The 19,851-nt window shown below is 69.6% G+C and carries 16 protein-coding genes; 9 read left to right on the top strand and 7 right to left on the bottom strand.

The window, feature by feature from the left end; translation table 11 throughout:
* Positions 1 to 26 precede the first annotated feature (26 nt).
* On the top strand, positions 27 to 506 hold the full coding sequence (locus tag FB547_RS14075) for a DUF421 domain-containing protein (RefSeq protein WP_261380281.1): 480 nt from the start codon (positions 27 to 29) through the stop codon (positions 504 to 506).
* A 43-nt stretch (positions 507 to 549) separates the two neighbouring features.
* Positions 550 to 2,331, top strand: coding sequence for a thiamine pyrophosphate-requiring protein (locus tag FB547_RS14070; protein WP_145743206.1), 1,782 nt, complete (start codon positions 550 to 552; stop codon positions 2,329 to 2,331).
* A 16-nt stretch (positions 2,332 to 2,347) separates the two neighbouring features.
* Here FB547_RS14070 and FB547_RS14065 read toward each other — a convergent pair whose 3' ends face one another.
* Positions 2,348 to 2,782: a hypothetical protein gene (locus FB547_RS14065; protein WP_145743204.1), complete on the bottom strand. Its 435-nt coding sequence runs from the start codon at positions 2,780 to 2,782 to the stop codon at positions 2,348 to 2,350.
* Positions 2,783 to 3,038: 256 nt separating this feature from the next.
* Here FB547_RS14065 and FB547_RS14060 point away from each other — a divergent pair, with 256 nt between their 5' ends.
* The gene (locus FB547_RS14060; protein ID WP_145743202.1) at positions 3,039 to 3,470 is read left to right on the top strand and encodes a hypothetical protein; all 432 of its coding nucleotides are present in this window, start codon (positions 3,039 to 3,041) and stop codon (positions 3,468 to 3,470) included.
* Between the two features lie 39 nt (positions 3,471 to 3,509).
* Positions 3,510 to 3,773, top strand: a complete 264-nt coding sequence (locus tag FB547_RS14055) for a hypothetical protein (RefSeq protein ID WP_012747128.1) — start codon at positions 3,510 to 3,512, stop codon at positions 3,771 to 3,773.
* Between the two features lie 6 nt (positions 3,774 to 3,779).
* Here FB547_RS14055 and FB547_RS14050 read toward each other — a convergent pair whose 3' ends face one another.
* Complete coding sequence (locus FB547_RS14050; RefSeq protein ID WP_261380280.1) at positions 3,780 to 4,643, bottom strand: c-type cytochrome; 864 nt, start codon at positions 4,641 to 4,643, stop codon at positions 3,780 to 3,782.
* Between the two features lie 114 nt (positions 4,644 to 4,757).
* On the opposite strand from FB547_RS14050, the gene FB547_RS14045 reads away from it, so the two are divergent.
* From FB547_RS14045 to FB547_RS14035, 3 genes are read left to right on the top strand one after another with little or no spacing between them, the layout of a single operon-like run.
* Positions 4,758 to 5,129, top strand: coding sequence for a c-type cytochrome (locus FB547_RS14045; RefSeq protein WP_261380279.1), 372 nt, complete (start codon positions 4,758 to 4,760; stop codon positions 5,127 to 5,129).
* A complete protein-coding gene (locus tag FB547_RS14040) occupies positions 5,126 to 6,070 on the top strand; it encodes a c-type cytochrome (protein WP_145743196.1) in 945 nt (314 codons plus the stop codon). The genes FB547_RS14045 and FB547_RS14040 overlap by 4 nt, the downstream gene beginning before the upstream one ends.
* A complete protein-coding gene (locus tag FB547_RS14035) occupies positions 6,067 to 8,601 on the top strand; it encodes a cytochrome c oxidase subunit I (RefSeq protein WP_145743194.1) in 2,535 nt (844 codons plus the stop codon). The genes FB547_RS14040 and FB547_RS14035 overlap by 4 nt, the downstream gene beginning before the upstream one ends.
* Before the next feature lie 7 nt (positions 8,602 to 8,608).
* Here FB547_RS14035 and FB547_RS14030 read toward each other — a convergent pair whose 3' ends face one another.
* Positions 8,609 to 9,460 carry a class I SAM-dependent methyltransferase gene (locus FB547_RS14030; protein WP_145743192.1) on the bottom strand — a complete coding sequence of 284 codons (852 nt, stop codon included), beginning with the start codon at positions 9,458 to 9,460 and terminating at the stop codon, positions 8,609 to 8,611.
* Between the two features lie 73 nt (positions 9,461 to 9,533).
* On the opposite strand from FB547_RS14030, the gene FB547_RS14025 reads away from it, so the two are divergent.
* Both FB547_RS14025 and FB547_RS14020 read left to right on the top strand, forming a co-directional pair.
* A complete protein-coding gene (locus tag FB547_RS14025; RefSeq protein ID WP_145743191.1) occupies positions 9,534 to 9,974 on the top strand; it encodes a helix-turn-helix domain-containing protein in 441 nt (146 codons plus the stop codon).
* Positions 9,975 to 10,128: 154 nt separating this feature from the next.
* Positions 10,129 to 10,467 (top strand): PRC-barrel domain-containing protein, encoded by a 339-nt coding sequence (locus FB547_RS14020; RefSeq protein ID WP_145743189.1) that lies wholly within the window; start codon positions 10,129 to 10,131, stop codon positions 10,465 to 10,467.
* Between the two features lie 58 nt (positions 10,468 to 10,525).
* Here FB547_RS14020 and FB547_RS14015 read toward each other — a convergent pair whose 3' ends face one another.
* The 4 genes from FB547_RS14015 to glgX are packed head-to-tail and all read right to left on the bottom strand — an operon-like array spanning position 10,526 to position 19,831.
* The gene (locus FB547_RS14015; RefSeq protein ID WP_145743187.1) at positions 10,526 to 10,708 is read right to left on the bottom strand and encodes a hypothetical protein; all 183 of its coding nucleotides are present in this window, start codon (positions 10,706 to 10,708) and stop codon (positions 10,526 to 10,528) included.
* Between the two features lie 51 nt (positions 10,709 to 10,759).
* Positions 10,760 to 15,835, bottom strand: coding sequence for a malto-oligosyltrehalose synthase (locus tag FB547_RS14010; protein WP_261380278.1), 5,076 nt, complete (start codon positions 15,833 to 15,835; stop codon positions 10,760 to 10,762).
* Positions 15,828 to 17,669 carry a malto-oligosyltrehalose trehalohydrolase gene (gene treZ, locus FB547_RS14005; RefSeq protein ID WP_145743183.1) on the bottom strand — a complete coding sequence of 614 codons (1,842 nt, stop codon included), beginning with the start codon at positions 17,667 to 17,669 and terminating at the stop codon, positions 15,828 to 15,830. The genes FB547_RS14010 and treZ overlap by 8 nt, the downstream gene beginning before the upstream one ends.
* Positions 17,666 to 19,831 (bottom strand): glycogen debranching protein GlgX, encoded by a 2,166-nt coding sequence (gene glgX, locus FB547_RS14000; protein WP_145743181.1) that lies wholly within the window; start codon positions 19,829 to 19,831, stop codon positions 17,666 to 17,668. The genes treZ and glgX overlap by 4 nt, the downstream gene beginning before the upstream one ends.
* Between the last annotated feature and the right edge of the window lie 20 nt (positions 19,832 to 19,851).

Here is a 19,851-nt window from a genome sequence, read left to right as displayed (position 1 = left end):
GCCGCCCTCGCCGCCGAATGGCACATATGAACCTGTCCGACTTGTTCTCCCCCGACCAGCCGCTGCTGGAGATGGTGATCCGCGGCAGCGCCGTCTACTGGTTCCTGCTGATCGTCTTCCGTTTTGTCCTGCGGCGCGACATCGGCTCGATGAGCATGGCCGACCTGCTGTTCATCGTGCTCGTGGCCGATGCCTCGAGCAGCGCGATGCAGGGCGAATACAAGTCCATCACCAATGGCGTGGCGCTGCTGGGCACGCTGATCGCCTGGAACTACCTGCTCGACGTGCTCGCCTACCGCTACGAACTCGTCGCGCGGCTCCTGGAGCCACCGCCCGAGCCGCTGGTGCGGCACGGCAGGCTGGTCGCGCGCACGCTCAGGAAAGAACGCATCACGGTCGACGAGCTGATGGGAAAGCTGCGCGAAGAAGGCGTTGACGATCTCGGCAAGGTCCGCATCGCCCGGCTCGAGAGCGACGGCAAGGTCAGCGTCATCCGCAACGAATGAAACAACAGCCGCCGGCACCCCCCGGCAACGGATTGGAGCCTCGATGAAGAAGACAGTCAGCGATTTCGTGGTCCAGCGCCTGCACGACTGGGGCGTGCGGCGCGTCTACGGCTACCCCGGCGACGGCATCAACGGCCTCATGGGCGCGCTCGACCGGGCGGACGGCGCCATCGAATTCATACAAAGCCGGCATGAGGAACTGGCTGCCTTCATGGCCTGCGCGCATGCCAAGTTCTCGGGCGAGGTGGGCGTCTGCCTGGCCACCTCGGGACCGGGCGCGATCCACCTGCTGAACGGCCTCTACGACGCGAAGCTCGACCGCCAGCCGGTGGTCGCCATCGTCGGCCAGCAGCAGCGCAGCGCGCTCGGCGGCGACTACCAGCAGGAGGTGGACCTGGTTTCGCTGTTCAAGGACGTGGCGCACGAGTTCGTGCAGATGGCCACCAGCGCGGAGCAGGTTCGCCACCTGATCGATCGCGCGATGCGCATCGCGCGCGACCGCCGCGCCGTCACCTGCGTGATCGTGCCCAACGACGTGCAGGAGCTGCCGGCGGTGCCGGTGCCGCCGCGCAGGCACGGCACCGTGCACAGCGGCATCGGCAGCACGGCCAGCGCCACGGTGCCGAACGCCGCGGCGCTGGGGCAGGCGGCGGACATCATCAACGCGGGCGGCAAGGTGGCCATCCTGGCGGGCGCAGGCGCCCTGCATGCCACGGACGAACTGATCCATGCAGCCGAGCGGCTCGGGGCCGGCATTGCCAAGGCCCTGCTCGGCAAGGCGGCGGTACCCGACGACCTGCCCTTCGTGACCGGCGCCATCGGCGTGCTCGGCACGCGGCCCAGCTCGCGCATGATGGAGGACTGCGACACCTTGCTGATGGTGGGCTCGTCGTTCCCGTACGCCGAATTCCTGCCGCCCGAGGGCCAGGCCCGCTGCGTGCAGATCGACACCGACCCGCGCGCCATCGGGCTGCGCTACCCCGCGGAACTGGGCCTGGTCGGCGACAGCCGCGCCACGCTCGCGGCGCTGCTGCCGCTGCTCGATCACAAGGAACACGGCGCCTGGCGCCAGGGCATCGAGGCCGACGTGGCGCGCTGGTGGCGGGTGCTCGAGGCGCGCGCCCATGTGGAGGCCTCGCCGGTCAATCCGCAGCGCGTGTTCTGGGAGCTGTCGCCGCGCCTGCCCGAAGAAGCGGTGCTCACCTGCGACAGTGGCACGGCCGCCAACTGGTACGCACGCGACGTCAAGCTGCGCCGCGGCATGAAGGCCAGCCTGTCCGGCGGCCTCGCCACCATGGGCCCGGCGCTTCCCTATGCGATTGCGGCCAAGCTGGTGCATCCCGACCGGCCCGTGGTCGCGATGCTGGGCGACGGCGCCATGCAGATGAACGGCCTCAATGCGCTCATCACCCTGGCGCGCATGTGGCGCGGCTGGGCCGACCCGCGCCTCGTGGTCATGGTGCTGAACAACCGCGACCTCAACCTCGTGAGCTGGGAGCAGCGCGTGCTCGGCGGGGACCCGAAGTTCAACGCCTCGCAGGAGCTGCCCGACTTTCCCTATGCGCGCTTCGCCGGGATGCTCGGGCTTGCGGCCCTGCGCGTCGACACGCCCGAAGCCGTCGGCCCGGCATGGGACGCCGCCTTTGCGGCCGACCGCCCGATGCTGCTGGAGATGGTCACCGATTCCGCCATGCCGCCGCTGCCGCCCGATGTCTCGCTCGCCCAGGCCAAGGCCTACCTGCTGGCCCTGTGGCAGGGGGATCCCGAAGCCATGCGGACCATCAAGGCCACCATGCGGGAATACTGGGCCAGCGCGACAGCGTGACGAGCCTTCTCTCCTGCTACTGCCCGGTCTTGATGCCCGCCCTGGCCTTCGATTCTTCCTCGCTCGCGCGCGACAGGCATGCGGCCTTGTCGCCGTCCTGCCGCTCGTTGCACTTCTCCCTGGCAATCTCGTAGTTCACCGCCACCCGCGTTTCGGCGAGCCTGCGGGCATTGGCGTCGCTGGGGCTGCGCTGGTGGTCGAGTTCGGCAAGTGCAATCCTCTGGCGGCCCTGCGCTTCCTTGATGCAGACCGCCCTGGCGGGCTCGACCTGTTTCTCGCACTGTTCCAGCGCGGCCTTCAGGTTGGCGCCGATCCGCTCCCGCGCAGCGCCGTATTCGACGATGGCCGGATCGATCTCGGCCGGATGCGGCGGCGAAGTCTGCGCACCCGCCGGAATGATCATCGCCGCCCACAGCAGCGCGGCGGCGAACAACGCGTGAAGCCTTTGCATGGCGATCTCCTGTCAGTCGCTCTTGCCGCAGTGTGGGCGCCGCATCGTCCGCGCCGGTAGGACGTGCGCCCAAGCCCGCCGGAGGCACCGCCGACGCCCCCGCCGATGCATGCCCGCACGCGCGGGCAGCGTCAGCATGTGCTTACGACCGCTTCGCAAGGCGTCCTACCGCTTCGCAGCGGCCGACTTCTATATTGGCCTCGGACGCCGGATCTTCCCCCTGCAAGAAAAACCACCGGCGTCAAGGAGTTCAACCATGAAGAAACTGCTATTGATGTGTGCCGCAGCCTCCTGCATGGCGGTGGTCCAGGTGCATGCGCAAGTGAACACGCCTCCTGCGGCGGCCACCGATCCGGCCATGGCCGAATACAAGGCCGCGCGCGACAAGATCGCGGCCGACTACAAGGCCGACAAGGCGGCATGCGATGCCATGAAGGACAACGCCAAGGACGTCTGCATCGAAGAAGCCAAGGGCAAGGAAAAGATTGCCAAGGCCGAACTCGACCAGAAGCAGAAGCCCAGCGACAGCAACGCGCGCAAGGTGGCCGAAGCCAAGGTGGAAGCGGCCTATGCGATCGCCAAGGAAAAGTGCGACGACCAGAAGGGCGACGCCAAGAACGCCTGCGTGAAGGAAGCCAAGGCCACCGAGGCCAAGGGCAAGGCCGACATCAAGGCGATGAAGAAGTAAGCAGTGGCGCACAGCCCCCGGCACCGGACCCGAGAAGCGGTGAAGCCCTTGCAGACGCTCGCCATCTCCGAAGCCCTGCGCGCCCAGCTGTCGGCCGACAACCTCCTGGCCATCAATTCGCATGGCCAGGAGGTTCTTCATGGGCTCGACTTCGACGAGTCGCAGCTTCTCGTGGATTGCAGCGAGCAGCAGCCTACGGATCCTTCCATGCGCGAGCGGTGCGCGCAGCTCGTCATCAAGCACGAGCGGGCCCGGCTGCGCATTGCCACGGTCGACGACGAACGCAACGCGGCCAAATTCTAGAAAGACTCAGCGCAGCGCCGCCAGGTAGGCGGCGATGTCGCGCGCGTCCTGCTCGGACACGCCCATCTCCGGCATGGCCGTGAGCGGATCCACCTCGCGCGTATGGCGCAGCCAGCGCACCATGTTGTCCGGCGTGTTGGCGAGCTTTCCCGCGATCAGCGAACGGCCGCCCATGCCCGCGAGCGGAGGCCCCACGTTCGGCGACGAGCCCGTGATGCCCGGGATCGTGTGGCAGGCGCTGCATGCGTACTGGTACAGCGCACGCGCGCCGCGCTGCGCATCGGCCGCCCGCAGCGGTGCGACGCTTTCTGCCGGCCCGCATGCCGGCCGCGCCACTGCGCCCTGCGCGCCGGTGGGCTCCACGCGCGTTGCTTCGGCGTACTGCTGCGGCGTGAGCTCGGGCAGGCGCGCCATGAACGCCACCACCGACCACAGGTCTTCCTCGGACAACCTGAACTCCCAGGCCGGCATGCCGCTCATGCGGATGCCGTGCTTGGTCAGCCAGTAGAGTTCGCGCGGCTTCCAGTGGTGCCGCGCATCCACCAGCGGTCCCGGCAGCGGCTGCATGCTCTTCCCGATGTCGCCCTGCGCGACGCCCGGCGCACCATGGCATTGCACGCACTTGTCGCGAAAGCAGGCCGCGCCGCGCATCACCAGCCGCTCGTCGTCGAGCCGCGGCGGCTCGATGTTGCGCGCGCGCATCCTCACCGACTGGTGCATGGCGGTTTCCAGCAGCGAATAGACCGGCTGGAAATGCTGCTGCGTGGCCGCCACGTCGTACAGGCCGCCATACACCACCAGCGCGCCCGCCGCCGCGCCCGCGAGGCCCAGCGCGGCGACAGTGAGCAGGACGGTCTTGGGTGCACCCATCGGCAGCATTCAATTGGCGGCATTGTCCGACGCGCACCAGCGCCGCCGTGTCGGCGCAAGCCGCATTCCAATCCGCAGAATCGCGGCATGGTGGCCGCCCCCTCATGCCCTGCCGTGTGTCCGCTCGCCCTGCTGGTGCTGGCGATGCTCGCAGCCGGATGCACGCCGGGAGAAAGCGGCCCCGTCTTCGAGCGCGCGCCGCCCGCGCAGCGCGAGCGCGGAAGGCTGCTGCTGGCGCAATACCAGTGCGGAAGCTGCCACACCATTCCCGATGTGCAGGCCGCGCGCGGCCGCACCGGCCCCACGCTCGCCGCCTTCGGCCGCCGCAGCTACATTGCCGGCCAGATGCCGAACGGCCCCGACGCTTTGGGGCGCTGGATCGTGGCGCCGGCCGCCATGGTGCCGGGCACCACCATGCCCGCGATGGGCGTCTCGCCCCAGGACGCGCGCGACATGGCGGCCTACCTGCTCGCGCTCGAGAAATGAACGCGGCGAGCGAGGGCGCATCCCAATCCGCCCTGCGGGCCGCCGGCCCCGTTGCGCAATCGCTGCTCGAAGTGAGCGGCGTGCTGGCGGTGGGCGGCGCGGTGATCTTCGCCGGGGTCATGCTGCTGCTCGTGCTCGCCGTTGCCCGCCCGGGGGGCGACGGGGTGAGCACGCGCCGGTGGCTGCTCGGCGGGGGTCTCGCGTTTCCGACGGTAGTGCTCTCGGCGCTCTTCGCCTACAGCGAATTCCACCGGCCGCCGTGGCGGCCCATTCCACCGCCCGGTGCGCTGATCGTCGGCGTCACGGGCCACATGTGGTGGTGGGAGGTGCGCTATCGCGACGCCGCCAGCGGCGCCGAGGTCGTCACCGCGAACGAGATCCGCATTCCCGTCGGCCGGCCAATCTATTTCGGCCTTGGCAGCGCCGACGTGATCCACAGCTTCTGGGTGCCTTCGCTCGGCGGCAAGATGGACATGCTGCCCGGCCGCGTGCAGCACCTGCTGCTGCAGGCCGACCGGCCCGGCACCTGGCGCGGACAGTGCGCCGAATACTGCGGCGAGCAGCATGCGCGCATGGCGCTGCATGTGGTGGCCGAGGAACCCGCGGCCTTCGATGCATGGCTCGCGGCGCAGGCCAGGCCGGCGGCCGCGGCGTCGCGCGAGATCGAACGCGGCCGCGAGGCCTTCCTCGCGCACCGCTGCAACGCCTGCCATACGGTGCGCGGCGTGAGCGAGCAAAGCCGCCTCGGACCCGATCTCACGCACGTGGGCAGCCGGCTGCATCTGGGTGCCGGCACCGTGGCGAACGATGCCGCGCAACTCGCCGCATGGGTGGCCCATACGCAGCAGCTGAAGCCAGGCGCGCGCATGCCCTCCTCCGGCGATCGCATCGGCGAGGCCGACCTGCAATCCATCGCGGCCTGGCTCGCGCAACTGAAATGACGGCGCAGGTTTCCGAGGAAGGCCGTACCAGCGCGCCGCCGCGCCCCGCAGGCGAGCGCGAGGCGCTCGAGCGCGCGTGGCGCCCGCCCGTCGGCTGGCGGCAGCTCTCGGCGGTGAACAACACGCGCATCGGCGTGTTCTACATCGCCACCGCCATGCTCTTCTTCGTGCTGGCCGGCATCCTCGCGCTGATGATGCGCACGCAGCTCGCGGTGCCCGACAACCACCTGATCGACGCGGGCACCTACAACCAGCTCTTCACGATGCACGGCACCGTGATGATGTTCCTGTTCGCGGTACCCATCGTCGAGGCCGTGGCCATCTACCTGCTGCCGGGCATGCTGGGTGCGCGCGACCTGCCCTTTCCGCTGCTCTCGGCCTATGCGTTCTGGGCCTATGCCATCGGCGGCATCGCCTTCTTCTGCACGCTGTTCTTCGGCGTATCGCCCGATGGCGGCTGGTTCATGTATCCGCCGCTGACCGGCAAGGAGTTCTCGCCGGGGCGCGGCGCCGACTGGTGGCTGCTGGGCATCGGGTTCATCGAGATCTCGGCCATTGCGGGCGCCATCGAGCTGATCGTGGGCGTGCTGTTCACGCGCGCGCCCGGCATGACGCTGATGCGCATGCCGATCTTCGCCTGGGCCATGCTGGTCACCGCGCTGATGATCGTCATCGCGTTTCCCGCCGTGATCGCGGCCACCATGCTGCTGGAGCTGGAGCGCGCGTTCGACTGGCCCTTCTTCATTCCCGCGCGCGGCGGCGATCCGCTGCTGTGGCAGCACCTGTTCTGGTTCTTCGGCCACCCGGAGGTCTACATCATCTTCCTGCCCGCGGCCGGCATGGTGTCGATGATGGTCGCCACGCTCGCGGGCACCCCGCTGGTGGGCCACCGCGCGGTGGTGCTGGCGCTCATCGGCGTGGGGGTGGTGAGCTTCGCGCTGTGGGTGCACCACATGTTCACCGCGGGCCTTGGCAACCTCTCGCTGCTGGTGGTGTCGGCCGCGAGCTTCATCGTGGCCATACCGAGCGGCGTGCAGGTGTTCGCATGGATTGCCACCTTCTGGCGCGGCCGCGTCGCGCTCAATGCGCCGACGCTGTTCCTGCTCGGCTTTCATTTCATCTTCGTGCTGGGCGGCCTCACCGGCGTGATGGTGGCGGTGCTGCCCTTCGACTGGCAGGCGCACGACAGCTACTTCATCGTCGCGCACCTGCACTACGTGCTCATCGGCGGCATGGTGTTTCCGGTGTTCGCGGGCTTCTACTACTGGGCGCCGGTCTTCAACGGCCATCGGCTTTCCGAGCGCTGGGGCCGCTGGGTTTTCGGGCTGATGTTCGGCGGCTTCAATCTGGCGTTCTTCCCGATGCACATCGCGGGCATGCTCGGCATGCCGCGGCGCGTGTACACCTATGCCGGCGATCTGGGCTGGAACGCGCTCAACATGCTGTCGACCGTTGGCGCCTACACGCTCGCGGCCGGCGTGCTGCTCTTCATGGTGGACGCGGCGCGCATGCTGCGCCGGCCCCGGCAGGACCACGGCAATCCCTGGCGCGCGGGCACGCTCGAATGGCTGCCGCCGCGTGAATACGCCGTGCGCAGCATTCCGCAGGTGGATTCACGCTATCCGCTGTGGCGGCAACCCGCGCTGCCGCAAGAAGTGGAGGCCGGTCGCCACTGGCTGCCGGGCACGGTGTTCGGCGGCCGCGAGACGCTGGTGACCAGCCCGCGCGACGCGCGGCCGATGCACCTGCTGCGCCTTCCGACCGACAGCTGGTGGCCGCTGGCGGCGGCGGCCGGCACCGCAGGCTTCTTCCTGCTCCTCACGGTGTCGCAGACGCTGCCTGCGTTGACCTGCGGCGTGATCGCGGTCGCATGCATCCTGCGCTGGCTGTGGGACTCCGACCGTCCGCCGCCGGTGGCCACGGTCGACGTCGGCCATGGCGTGCACCTGCCGGTCGGTGCACATGGCCAGGCATCGCACTCGTGGTGGGCCATGGTCGTGCTCATTGCAGTGGACATGACGATCTTCGTGTCGCTGCTCTACACCCACGTGCACCTGTCGATGGCCAGCGACGTGTGCCCGCCGCCCGGCGCCGCGCTGCCGCCCCTGCGCTGGCCGCTGGGCGCGGCGCTCCTGCTTGCGGCCGGCTCGACCGCCATGGCACTGGCCGCACGCAGGCTGCACGCGGCCGATGTGCGCTGCCAGCGCGGGCTGCGCCTGCTTGCTGCGCTGGCCATGGCCTGCGCTGCCGGCGCGGCGGCGCTCGACATCGGCGGCCATCAGCTCGCCGGGCTCGATCCGCGCGCGCAGGGCTGGAGCGCATCGGTCGGCATGCTGCTGGGCTACCAGGCCTTCCACATCGCGGTGCTGATGCTGATGGGCGGCTATGTGCTGGTGCGTTCGTGGTCGGGCCGGCTGCAGCCTGCGGCTCGCGCGACCATCGACAACACCGCGCTGATGTGGCACTGCGTGACTGCGCAGGGAATCATCGGGGCGCTTGCGGTGCAGGGCGTGCCGCGGCTTTTGGGCTGAGCTGCCGCTACGCAGCCGGCGCCCGGGCACCGATCATCCAGCAGGCGGCGGTGAAGCGAACTTCGCTGCCGTGCACATAAGGCTCGAACGCCGCGCGCACGGCCTCGATGACCCGTGTGCGCGTTCGCTCGTCTGCATCCTGCAGAACCAGGCCGACCGGCCCGAGCCGCGTGAGATAGCCATGCAGCGCCTTCTCGGGCAATGTGCACGCCACATCGATCGGCCGGATGTCGATGCCGGCCCAGCCGCTCTCCTCCAGGATGGACACAACCCGATCGCGGTCCGCAAGGGAGAACTGTCCCGGCGCGCCCGGCTTGCGTGCCGGCAGGTTCGGCAGCAGCGGCGCGGCGGCGCGCTCGGCCGTGGTCATGAACGGGTTCTCCGCGGCGCTGCGCCATGCGATGGCCCGGAGCGCGGCGCCGTCCTTCGCGGCATGCCGCAGGTTGGCGAAAGCCTGCACCGGGCTGTCGAAGAACATCACGCCGAAGCGCGAAACGATCAGGTCGAAGCTTGCGGGCTCGAAGGCCTGCCTCTGCACGTCGCCGCAGATGAAGCTTGCCGGCGCGCCCGCCTGTTCGGCACGCGCGCGGGCCGCGGCGATCATCGGCTCGGAGATGTCGGCACCGACGCAATGCCCTGCCGCGCCGAGCACCCGTGCAATGGCCAGCGTGGTGGCGCCCGTACCGCAGCCGACGTCGAGCACCCGGCGCGCGGACGCGGCGCGCGCCTCGTCCACGAGCAGGTTCTCGAACGGCGCGAACAGCTGGTCGAGCGACTCCTGCGCGTCGACCCAGGCGCGGCCGCCGCGGCCATTCCAGAGGGCGGCTTGTTCGTTGTGTTGCTGTTGCGTGATGTCCATGATGGTTTGTCCTTGGCTTGTCTGTCCGGCGAAAGCTAGACTGTGCAACTTCAAGTCGACTTGAGGTCAAGAGGTGGCGGCACAACATTTGGACATCGCCCAAGTGGCACGGCAATCGGGCGTTCCCGCATCGACGCTGCGGTTCTACGAAGACAAGGGACTGATCGCCTCGAGCGGCCGGCGCGGCCTGCGCCGCCTGTTCGATGCCGGCGTGCTGGAACGCCTGGCGCTGATCGCCGTGGGACGCGCCGCGGGCTTCTCGCTCGACGAGATCGCGCGCATGTTCGCGCCCGAGGGCGGGCCGCGCATCGACCGGCAGATGCTCGCGGCCAAGGCGGACGAGCTCGACCGCACCATCCGCAAACTGAGCGCCATGCGCGACGGCCTGCGGCACGCGGCCGCCTGCCCCGCGCCCAGCCACATGGAATGCCCGACCTTCAGGCGCATCGTGCGCGCCGCGGCCTCCGGGGCCATTGGCGCACGCGAAAAGAAGGCGCGGCAGTTGCCGAATTAGGCGGCGCCTCACGCCGTGCGAGGTGCCAGACAGCCTCCTACAACACGACGGTCTCCCGGCCGATGCGGCAGAAATTTTCTAGATCGAAAGTTGCAATCCTGGGCACTGCAATCTATGCCGCCATTGCCCAGAAATGGCGGCCGGAGACTTTTCCATGGTGAGCGCCAATCCAGTTATTTCGTCAGAGCGTGTCGAGGGGACATCCGTCTACAACACATCGGGAGACAAGCTCGGCAGCATCGATGAACTCATGATCGACAAGATCTCGGGCCAGGTCCGCTATGCCGTGCTGGAGTTCGGCGGCTTCCTGGGCATGGGCACGGACCGCTATCCGATCCCCTGGTCCATGCTGAAGTACGACACCTCGCAGGACGGCTACGTGGTGCCGTTGACCAAGGCGCAGATCGAGGGTGCGCCGAAGTACGCGAGCGACCGCGTGCCCGAGTACGACGATGCGTACAGCGGGACGGTGGACAAGTACTACGGGCTTTGAAAGCACACGGCCGCAGGCGCCGGGCACGGCGGCCGCGGCCATCGCCGCCGCGCGATGATCATTCGCCGAACCAGAACACGAGCCAGGACGACAGTGCCGTCAAGGTGGTCATCAGGAGGAGCGCATCCTTCTGCCGCAACAGGCCGCGGCGGCACAGTTGGCTCAAGCGGAACATCATCTTGGTCTCCTCGCGGGTTTGGCCCTTTCCGGCAGTGTCGATCGCTGGGTTGATATTCGTCAATTAGGGCGATAGTTCAAAGGCCCGCGCTCGAAGGGCGAGGCGGCGGCCGGCCTAGCGAATCGGATTCGCAGGTCTCAATGCCGCCCAAGGTACGCGGCCGAACGCCTCTTCGAGCGGCACGGCGCCGCCCTGGATCCTGAGGGATTCTCCGCTCAGCAGGTTCTCCCACTCCGTGTCAGCGACACCCTCAGGCAGCACCACCCTCGACCCCCGCCACGCATCCGCATCGGGGAGCGCCGGCACACCATTCGCCCCGGCGCGCGCCACCCTGGCAAACAACCGCCCCGCCATCACCACCAGCGTCCCCCCTTCGTGCCTGCGCGCAAAGGCCACCACGTGCCGCGCCAGCGGCCCTTCGACCGCGAGCCCTTCATAGCTGCCTTCGCGGAACAGCTCCGCATGCTCGCGCCGCATCGACAGCAGCCGCCAGATGAACCAGAGCTTCGCGCGGCCATCGTGCGGCGCCTCGGCAAGCGCCTGCACACGCGTGGCCAGGTCAGGCCCATCGACCATCGCGTGGAGTTCGTCGAGCCGCCGGCTGCGCAGTTCATAGTCCACCGGGCGCCGGTTGTCGGGATCGACCAGGCTCAGGTCGATGAGCTCGCTGCCCTGATAGAGATCGGGCACGCCCGGCGAGGCGTACTTCAGCAGCGTGAGCGTCAAGCCGTTCCACGCGCCGAACCATGAGAGGCGATTGGCCATGCGCTGGATGTCCGCAAGGCAGGCGCCCTCCGACGAGTCCGACAGGATCCGTTGCACCAGGCCCTCGAGCGCCGCCTCGTACGGTGCGTCGGGCTGGGTCCAGCGCGTGTGGAGCTTGGCTTCGCGCGCGGCCTTCTGCATGTACTGCCACACGCGCGCGGCGTAGGCCGGCGCGGAGGCGGCATCCAGGCCGCCGAAGGGCAAGGTGCCGAGCAGGGTCTGGTAGAGCAGGTATTCGTCGGCGCGCGAAGGCGCCGCGTCCGCCGGCTCGCCGCCGCGGCACAGCGCGTGCCAGCGCGCGAGCGCATCGCGCCACTCGCCCGGCATTTCGGAGAGCACGTCGATGCGGTTGCGTACTTCCTCCGAACGCTTGTTGTCGTGCGTGGAGGTCGCGAGCATGGTGTGCGGCCAGTGCCGTGCACGGTCGGCGCTCAATGCATGGAACTCTGGCACGTCGAAACCGAATTGGTCGGGCTCGCCGCCGACCTCGTTGAGTGAACTGAGCGGAAAGTAGCGGTAGAACGAAGTGTCCTCCACGCCCTTGGCCGCGACCGGCGCGCTGAACTGCTGGAAGCGCATCGCGAACCGGCGCACGCGCTCGGCCAGCGCCGGTGGCGCATGCGCGGCCGCGGCCTCGCCGCGCAGCGAGCGGCGCACGAAGGCGAAGACGGAGCGGTCGGCATCGACGCTCTGGCGCTCGGCGGCCTCGGTGGCGGCGTCGATGAAATGCGCATCCTGCGCGGAAGGCCCGTCGACGATGTAGGTGCGGTAGACCGGCATGCAGGCCGCCACTTCCGCAAGCGCACGGCGCAGCGCGTTGAGCGTGTAGTCGCGCGTGCCGCGGTCGGCCCGCGCGATGCGCAGCAGTTCGGCGGAGAGCACGTTGAGTTCCGACGACAGCGCATTGCGCATGACCTCGCGCTTGCCCGAGCGGGCCACGGCGTCGAAGTCCTGCGTCTCGCCCGTGAAGCCGTGCCAGGCCTGCCGCAAGGCGTCGGCTGCGGCGGTGTCCACGAGCACGCCGTTGGCCACGTTGGCAAATCGGTAGCCGGTGGTGCCGTGCACATGCCATTCGACCGGCACCTCTTCTTCCGAGCCCGCGATCTTCTCGGCCACCACATACAGCGGGCGCGGCGGCCGGCCGTCGGGTCCGGCGGCCGGCAGCACAATGCCCGCGCGGCGCGCATAGCCCTCCTGCAGCTGCCGGAAGTAGCGTGCGGGGTCGTACAGGCCGTCGGGATGGTCGATGCGCAAGCCGTCCACCACGCCGGCCGCGGCAAGGTCGAGCGCGAAGGACTGCGTGGCCTCGAACACCTCGTCGCGCTCCATGCGCACCGCCGCCAGGTCGTTGATGTCGAAGAAGCGCCGGTAGTTGATTTCGTCGGCCGCCACGCGCCAGTAGGCGAGCCGGTAGGCCTGCAGGTCGATGAGCCGGTGCAGCCGGTCGCGCGCCTCGTCCGAGGCCAGGTTGAACTCCGCCACCGCTGCCAGCACGGCGCGTGCGAGCGACGGATGCGCCTCTGCCAGATGCGCGAGGCGGGCCTTGAACAGCTCCTTGTCGCGCACGCGCTCGGTGCATTCCGAAGGCGTCTGCGCGCGGCGGCCCGGCAGATGGCCGAAGGCCGCCGACAAGCTGGCGAGCTGCGCCGCGAGCGCGGGGTCCTTCAGATGCTGCAGCGCTTGCCCGAGAACCACGGGATAGCTTTCGGGCGCGAGCGGAAACCGGTGGTCGAAGTAGCGCAGCGCGAAGCTGCCCTGCACCGCTTCGAAGTGCAGCACCAGTTCTCCGCCAGTGAGCACCTCGCCGTAATGGCCGCCGAGCACCGGCAGCAGCACCTTGCCGGCCAGCTCCTTGTTGAGCGGCTGCCAGTCGATGTCGAAGTGATGCGCGAACAGCGAAGCCGGGCCGTTCTCCAGCACGTCCATCCACCAGGCGTTGTCGGCCCCGAGCACGCCCATGTGGTTGGGCACCATGTCGAGCAGCTGCCCGAGCCCGTGCGCCTGCAGCGCGGCGACGAAGCGCGCAAAGCCTTCGGCGCCGCCGAGCTCGGGGTTGACCTCGGCATGGGCCACCACGTCGTAGCCGTGTGTGCTGCCGGCGCGGGCGCGCTGGATCGGCGAGCAATACACGTGGCTCACGCCGAGCTGCGCGAGGTAGGGCAGCACGCGGATGGCATCGTCGAAGCCGAAGCCCTGGTGGAACTGCAGCCGGTAGGTGGCCCGCGGCACGCGCGCCTGCAGCAGCGTTGACGGCGCCGCTTCGGCGCCGAGGCTGCGACGCGGGCGAATCGCGCGCAGCTGTTCCGTGAGCCCCTGCATCGCCTCGCCCGCCGCCAGCTCCTGCACGGTGGGCGCCAGCTTGCGCCGCCAGTTGGGATGCGTGTCGGTGGTGCCGGGCATGTTGGCTTGCTCCACCTCGCCGGCCACGTCCTCGAGCTGGAACGCCATCAGGGCCGACGGGGCCGCGGCCAGGAACGCGTGGACCGCCTGCATGACGCGCGGCGAAGGCGTTGCGAGCGACAGCGCCTGTGCCGCCTCGTCCGGCGACAGCAGGCCCGCCTCGCGCACCGCCAGCATCAGCCGGATGCGTTCCTGCGCGCGGTCCAGCAGCTGCGCATCGAACAACCGGGGTTCGGGGAAGAGCCCGAGCGCCAGCCGCAGCCGCAGGTCGTGGCCCGACCACCAGCCCGCGAGCGTGGCGAGATCGTGCGTGCTGATGGCCACCAGCGCGGCCGCCGGATAGTCCGCGGGCGGCGTGAACCCGCCGCCCTGCCGCTTCTCGAAATAGAGCAGCCGGTAGGAGAGCACGTCGGCGCGTGCGAGCGCTTCGCGCATGGCGTCTTCCACCGTACCCAGGTCTTCGCCCACCACCATGCAGCGATGCCGGTGGCTCTCGACCGCCACGATGGCCAGCATCTCCTCGACCGGGTAGCGCACGTAGGCGCCGTCGTGCGGCGAGCGGCCCGGCGGAATCCAGAACAGGCGCATCAGCCCCATCACGTGGTCGATGCGCAGCGCGCCGGCGTGCCGCATGTTGGCGCGCAGCATCTGCACGAAGGGCTGGTAGTGGTGCGTGCGCAGGTGGTCGGGCCGCAGCGGCGGCAGGCCCCAGTTCTGCCCGGCCGGGTTGAACTCGTCGGGCGGCGCGCCGATGCTCGCGCCGACCGCAAAGCAGTGCCGCGCGGCCCAGGCGTCGGAGCCGCCGCGGTCCACCGAAACGGCCAGGTCCAGATAGAGCCCGATGCCCATGCCCAGGGCCTTGCAGCGTTCGCCCGCGCGCGCAAGCTGGCGTTCGGCCACCCATTGCAGGTACTGGTGGTATTGCAGCCGCTCGGCCTGCTCGGCCGCGAAGGCCTGCACCGCGGGCGAATCCGCCTGTCTGTAGGCTTCGGGCCAGGCGAGCCAGCCCCAGCATTGCGGATCGGCGGCGGCGAAGTGGGCTTGCAGTGTCTCGAACAAGGCGTGCTGGTGCAACGGCTCGCCCTGCGCCGAGACAAAGGCCAGGAAGGCCTCGCCGCGCGCATCGGGAGCGCCGGCCGGCGAAAGATGCCGCGCGCGGAAGTGCTCGAACAGCAGCTCCAGCACCTCGAACTTGGCGGCGGCCACGCCGGCATGGTCGACCAGCGGCGCGGCCCGCAGCGCCGCGAGCCGGCCCTGGAACCCGGGCGATTCGACGTGCCGGCGCGCGGCCTCGCAGGCCGCGAAGTCTTCGACCGCCTCGACGTCGACGTACAGCACGTTGATCCATTGCCGCGACGAGGGGCTGTAGGGGCTGGCGCGCGGCGGATCGGTCGGGAACAGCGCATGCAGCGGATTCAGGCCGATCAGGTCGGCGCCCTGCCCGGCCATGCGGTCGACGAGCGCCTCCAGGTCGCCGAAATCGCCGATGCCCCAGTTGCGTGCCGAGCGCAGCGCATAGAGCTGCAGCGCCGGCCCCCAGACGCGGCCGCCATCCTGCACGGCGGATGGGCGGTAGCAGCGGCCGGGGGAAGCGATGAGCATGGTCTCGCCGGCCAGCCCGTCGACCTGCAGCCAGTGATAGCCGGGCGCGAGCGGCTCGGCCAGCTGCAGCGTGCAGCTGCCGTGCGGCCACGGCTGCGCATCGGCTTCGCCCTGGCGCACAAGCCCCCGCTCGTCACGCAGCCGCCAGCGCAGGCTGCCTGAGCGCTGCGGCAGCTGCAGCGACCAGTGCGATGCATGCGCCTGCACCACCTGCGCCGGCGGCATGGCGGACGTGGAGGACGCATCGGCCTCTTCGCCGACTGCGGCACCGGGCTGCACGCCGAACTCGGCCAGCAGCGCGGCCAGGTTCTCGGGCGTTGCATGGCGCAGCGTTCCGAAGGCGTCGTGGTAGGCCGCCGAGATGCCGTAGTGCCGGCACAGGCGCTCCAGCGCATCGTGAGCCCAATGACCCGGATCAGCCACCGGCCATGTCCTCCAGCGTGGCATGCACGGCGCCGCGCTCGAGCCGCAGGCCCGCGGCAACGGCCGCGGCGCCCCGGCTGTGGAGCACCATGCCCGCAGGCGCGGCGGCTTCCACCGCAGGCTGCGCGCCAAGGTTCGCAAGCAGATGAAGACGCTTGCCCGAGAGCTTCCACTGAACCCGGATCAGCCCCTCTTCGCAGCCATGGCTTGCCGCGCCGTGCGTGCCGGCCAGGTGCGGCACCAGCAGGCGATGGCGCGCATCGAGCAATTGCTGCACCTCGCACAGCTGCGCGAAATGCGCCCGCGTGCCGCGCTCGCGCCAGCGCAGCTTCGAGGCCTGGAAGGTCTGCTCCGCATTGGGGTCGGGAATGCGCGCGCGTGCGGCTTCGTCGGCAAAGGCCGCGAAGCGACCGAACTCCGCGCGGCGCCCTTCGGCCACGGCCGAGGCCAGCTCGGGGCCGAAATCGCAGAAGTACAGGAATGGCGACGACGCCGCGAATTCGTCGCCCATGAAGAACATGGGCACATGCGGCGACAGCAGCACGCAGGCCAGCGCGGCGCGCACCAGCGCCGGATCGCCCAGCGCATGGATGCGCTCGCCGAACGCGCGGTTGCCGACCTGGTCGTGGGTCTGCAGGTAGGACACGAACGCCACCGGCGGCAGCTGCGTGCTGGGCTCGCCGCGCGGCTCCCCGCCGCGGAAGGCCGAGGGCTGCCCCTGGTAGATGAAGCCTTCGGCCAGCGCGCGCGCGAAGCGGGCCGCGGCGTCGTCTGCATAGTCGGCGTAGTAGCCGTCGCGCTCGCCGGTGGCCAGCACGTGCGCGGCGTGGTGCAGGTCGTCGTTCCACTGCGCCGTGCCCGCCACGGGCAGGCCGTTGCCGTCGCGCGCCAGCAGCGAGGCCTGGTTGGCGTCGTTCTCCAGCACCAGGTGCACCTGGCGCTCGCGTGCCGGCCCGGCGTTCAGCGCCTCGCGGATCTCCTGCACGATGTGCCTGGGCGATGAATCGCGAATGGCATGGATCGCATCCATGCGCAGGCCGTCGAAGTGGAACTCTTCCACCCAGTACAGCGCGTTGTGGATGAAGAAGTCGCGCACGGTGCGCGAGCCCGGTCCGTCGAAGTTGATGGCCGCGCCCCATGGCGTGTGCTCGCTCGCATCGAAGAACTCGGGACAGCATGCATGCAGGTAGTTGCCCTCCGGCCCGAAGTGGTTGTAGACCACGTCGAGCAGCATCATCAGGCCCAGCGCATGCGCAGCGTCGACAAGGGCCTTGAGCTCGTCGGGCGTGCCGTAGCTGGCATCGGGCGCGAACTGCAGCACGCCGTCGTAGCCCCAGTTGCGCGCACCGGGAAAATCCGCGAGCGGCATGAGCTCGACCGCGGTGATGCCCAGCTCCGCCAGCTCGCCGAGCCGTTCGCGCGCGGCCCGGAACGTGCCTTCCTCGGTGAAGGTGCCCACGTGCAGTTCGTAGACCACGGCCTCGTGCCACGGGCGGCCGCGCCAGGCGGTGTCGGCCCATGCGTAGCGGGCCGGATCGACCACCTGGCTCGGGCCGTGCACGTCCTGCGGATTGAAGCGCGAGGCCGGGTCGGGCATGGTGGTGCCGTCGGGCAGCCGATAGGCGTAGAGGTCGCCAGCGCGCGCTTCGGCGAGCGTGAGGCGGTGCCAGCCGTCCGCGTCCTGCGCCATGGCGTGCAGGGCCTCCTTCCCGCCGGCCGGCGTGTGCACCAGCGTGACGCCGTGCATGGCCGGCGCCCACAGCGCAAAGTCCACGCCGCCATCGGCGCGCAGCGTGGCGCCGAACGGCATGCGGTGGATGCGGCTGCACGTCATGGCCGCACGTCCGGCCGGCTCAGCACCACCAGCGAGCGGCACTGCAGCGGATAGGCGGGCTCGGACCAGGCGGGCGCGAGCGCGGCCACGTCCTCCGTGGCGGGCGGCGGGGTGCCGCTGGCGGTGTCGAGCAGCAGCCGCCATGCGCCGTAGGGTGCGGGCGGCAGGGTGAATGAAATCTCGTCGTGGTGCGCGTTGAACAGCACCAGGAAATCATCGTCGTGCAGCGCCTCGCCGCGCGGCCCGCGGTCGGCAATGCCGCCGCCGGACATGTACATCGCCAGGCAGCGCGCGTTGGCGTCGCTCCAGTCCTCGGGGCGCATTTCGGCGCCGTCGGGCCGGAGCCAGACCACGTCGGTCACGCTCTCGGCCTCCGAGGGCTTGCCGGCAAAGAAGCTGCGGCGCCGGAACGAAGGATGGGCGCGCCGGAGCGCGATGGTGCGCTCCACGAAGGTGATCAGCGCCTGCCGCTCGGGCGTGGGCGTCCAGTCGATCCAGCTGATGTCGTTGTCCTGGCAGTAGGCGTTGTTGTTGCCGTTCTGCGTGTGGCCGCGCTCGTCGCCGGCCAGGAGCATCGGCACGCCCTGCGAAAGCAGCAGCGTGGCCAGCAGGTTGCGCTTCTGGCGCTCGCGCAGCGCCGCGATCTCGGGGTCCTCCGCCGGCCCTTCGGCGCCGCAGTTCCAGGAGATGTTGTGGTTGCTGCCGTCGCGGTTGTCCTCGCCGTTGGCCTCGTTGTGCTTGTCGTTGTAGGAGACCAGGTCGTTGAGCGTGAAGCCGTCGTGCGCGGTGATGAAGTTGATGCTCGCGTTGGGCCGCTTGCCCGACCAGCCGTAGAGGTCTTCCGAGCCGGTGAGCCGCTTGCCGACCTCGCCGATCACGCCCGGATCGCCTTTCCAGAACCCGCGCATGCCGTCGCGGTACCGGTCGTTCCATTCGGCCCAGCCGAGCGGGAAGTTGCCCACCTGGTAGCCGCCGTGGCCCAGGTCCCAGGGCTCGGCGATCAGCTTGACGCGGTTGAGGGTCGGGTCCTGGCGGATGGCGTCGAAGAAGCCGCCCAGGTTCTCGACCTTGCCGGCCTCGCGCGCCAGCGCCGAGGCCAGGTCGAAGCGGAAGCCGTCGACATGCATTTCCTCGGCCCAGTAGCGCAGCGAATCCATCACCAGCTGCAGCGCATGCGGATGCTCCAGGTTGACGGTGTTGCCGCAGCCGGTGAAGTCGTCGTAGTAGCGCCGGTGCTCGGCGTTGATGATGTAGTAGGAGGCGTTGTCCACGCCGCGCATCGAGAGCGTGGGCCCGAGCTGGTTGCCCTCGCAGGTGTGGTTGTAGACCACGTCCAGGATCACCTCGATGCCGGCCGAGTGCAGCGTCTTCACCATGGTCTTGAATTCCTTCACCTTGCCCGAGGCGCTGTAGCGCGTCTCGGGGGCGAAGTAGGCCAGCGAGTTGTAGCCCCAGTAGTTCTGCAGGCCCTTCTCCGCCAGGTGCCGGTCGTTGAGGAAGCTGTGCACGGGCAGCAGCTCGATGGTGGTCACGCCCAGGCGCTTGAGGTAGTCGACCACGGGCGCGCAGCACAGGCCGCCGTAGGTGCCGCGCAGCTCGGCCGGCACGTCGGGGTGGCGCATGGTGAAGCCGCGCACGTGCAGTTCGTAGATCACCATGTCCTGCCAGGCCACCGAGGGCCGGCGGTCGTCGCCCCAGGTGAAGGCGGGCTCCAGCACGCGGCCCTTGGGCACGAGCGGCGCGCTGTCGCGGCGGTCGAAGGAGAGGTCTTCGCGCTTGCTGCCGACGGTGTAGCCGTAGAGCGCATCGCCCCAGCGCAACTCGCCCACCAGGTCTTTCGCGTAGGGATCGACCAGCAGCTTGTGCGGATTGAAGCGATGGCCCTCTTCCGGCTTGTAGGGGCCGTGCACGCGGTAGCCGTAGGCCTGGCCAGGGCGGGCCTCGGGCAGGTAGCAGTGCCACACGCCGTCGGTGCGCTCCCGGATCGGGATGCGCTGGATTTCATGGCGGCCCTTGTCGTCGAACAGGCACAGGTCCACCCCTTGTGCATGCTGGGAGAAAAGCGCGAAGTTCACGCCCTCCCCGTCCCAGTTGGCGCCCCTCGGATAGGGGCGCCCCGGCCAGACGGCAGAGATCGGATTGCGTTGGCTGCTGCGTGTCATCAAATGGGATGTGGGAGATA

The sequence above is a fragment of the Variovorax beijingensis genome (assembly GCF_007828835.1).
GTDB classification, from domain to species: domain Bacteria; phylum Pseudomonadota; class Gammaproteobacteria; order Burkholderiales; family Burkholderiaceae_C; genus Variovorax; species Variovorax beijingensis_A.
The sequence above is the reverse complement of the archived record's forward strand: the minus strand, read 5'-3'. Positions and strand labels throughout refer to the sequence as shown.

Bases quoted from the DNA above. Each gene is read 5' to 3' on its own strand.
- FB547_RS14075 (WP_261380281.1), top strand. From the start codon at position 27: ATGAACCTGTCCGACTTGTTCTCCCCCGACCAGCCGCTGCTGGAGATG.
- FB547_RS14070 (WP_145743206.1), top strand. From the start codon at position 550: ATGAAGAAGACAGTCAGCGATTTCGTGGTCCAGCGCCTGCACGACTGG.
- FB547_RS14065 (WP_145743204.1), bottom strand. From the start codon at position 2,782: ATGCAAAGGCTTCACGCGTTGTTCGCCGCCGCGCTGCTGTGGGCGGCG.
- FB547_RS14060 (WP_145743202.1), top strand. From the start codon at position 3,039: ATGAAGAAACTGCTATTGATGTGTGCCGCAGCCTCCTGCATGGCGGTG.
- FB547_RS14050 (WP_261380280.1), bottom strand. From the start codon at position 4,643: ATGGGTGCACCCAAGACCGTCCTGCTCACTGTCGCCGCGCTGGGCCTC.
- FB547_RS14040 (WP_145743196.1), top strand. From the start codon at position 5,126: ATGAACGCGGCGAGCGAGGGCGCATCCCAATCCGCCCTGCGGGCCGCC.
- FB547_RS14035 (WP_145743194.1), top strand. From the start codon at position 6,067: ATGACGGCGCAGGTTTCCGAGGAAGGCCGTACCAGCGCGCCGCCGCGC.
- FB547_RS14030 (WP_145743192.1), bottom strand. From the start codon at position 9,460: ATGGACATCACGCAACAGCAACACAACGAACAAGCCGCCCTCTGGAAT.
- FB547_RS14020 (WP_145743189.1), top strand. From the start codon at position 10,129: ATGGTGAGCGCCAATCCAGTTATTTCGTCAGAGCGTGTCGAGGGGACA.
- treZ (WP_145743183.1), bottom strand. From the start codon at position 17,669: ATGACGTGCAGCCGCATCCACCGCATGCCGTTCGGCGCCACGCTGCGC.
- glgX (WP_145743181.1), bottom strand. From the start codon at position 19,831: ATGACACGCAGCAGCCAACGCAATCCGATCTCTGCCGTCTGGCCGGGG.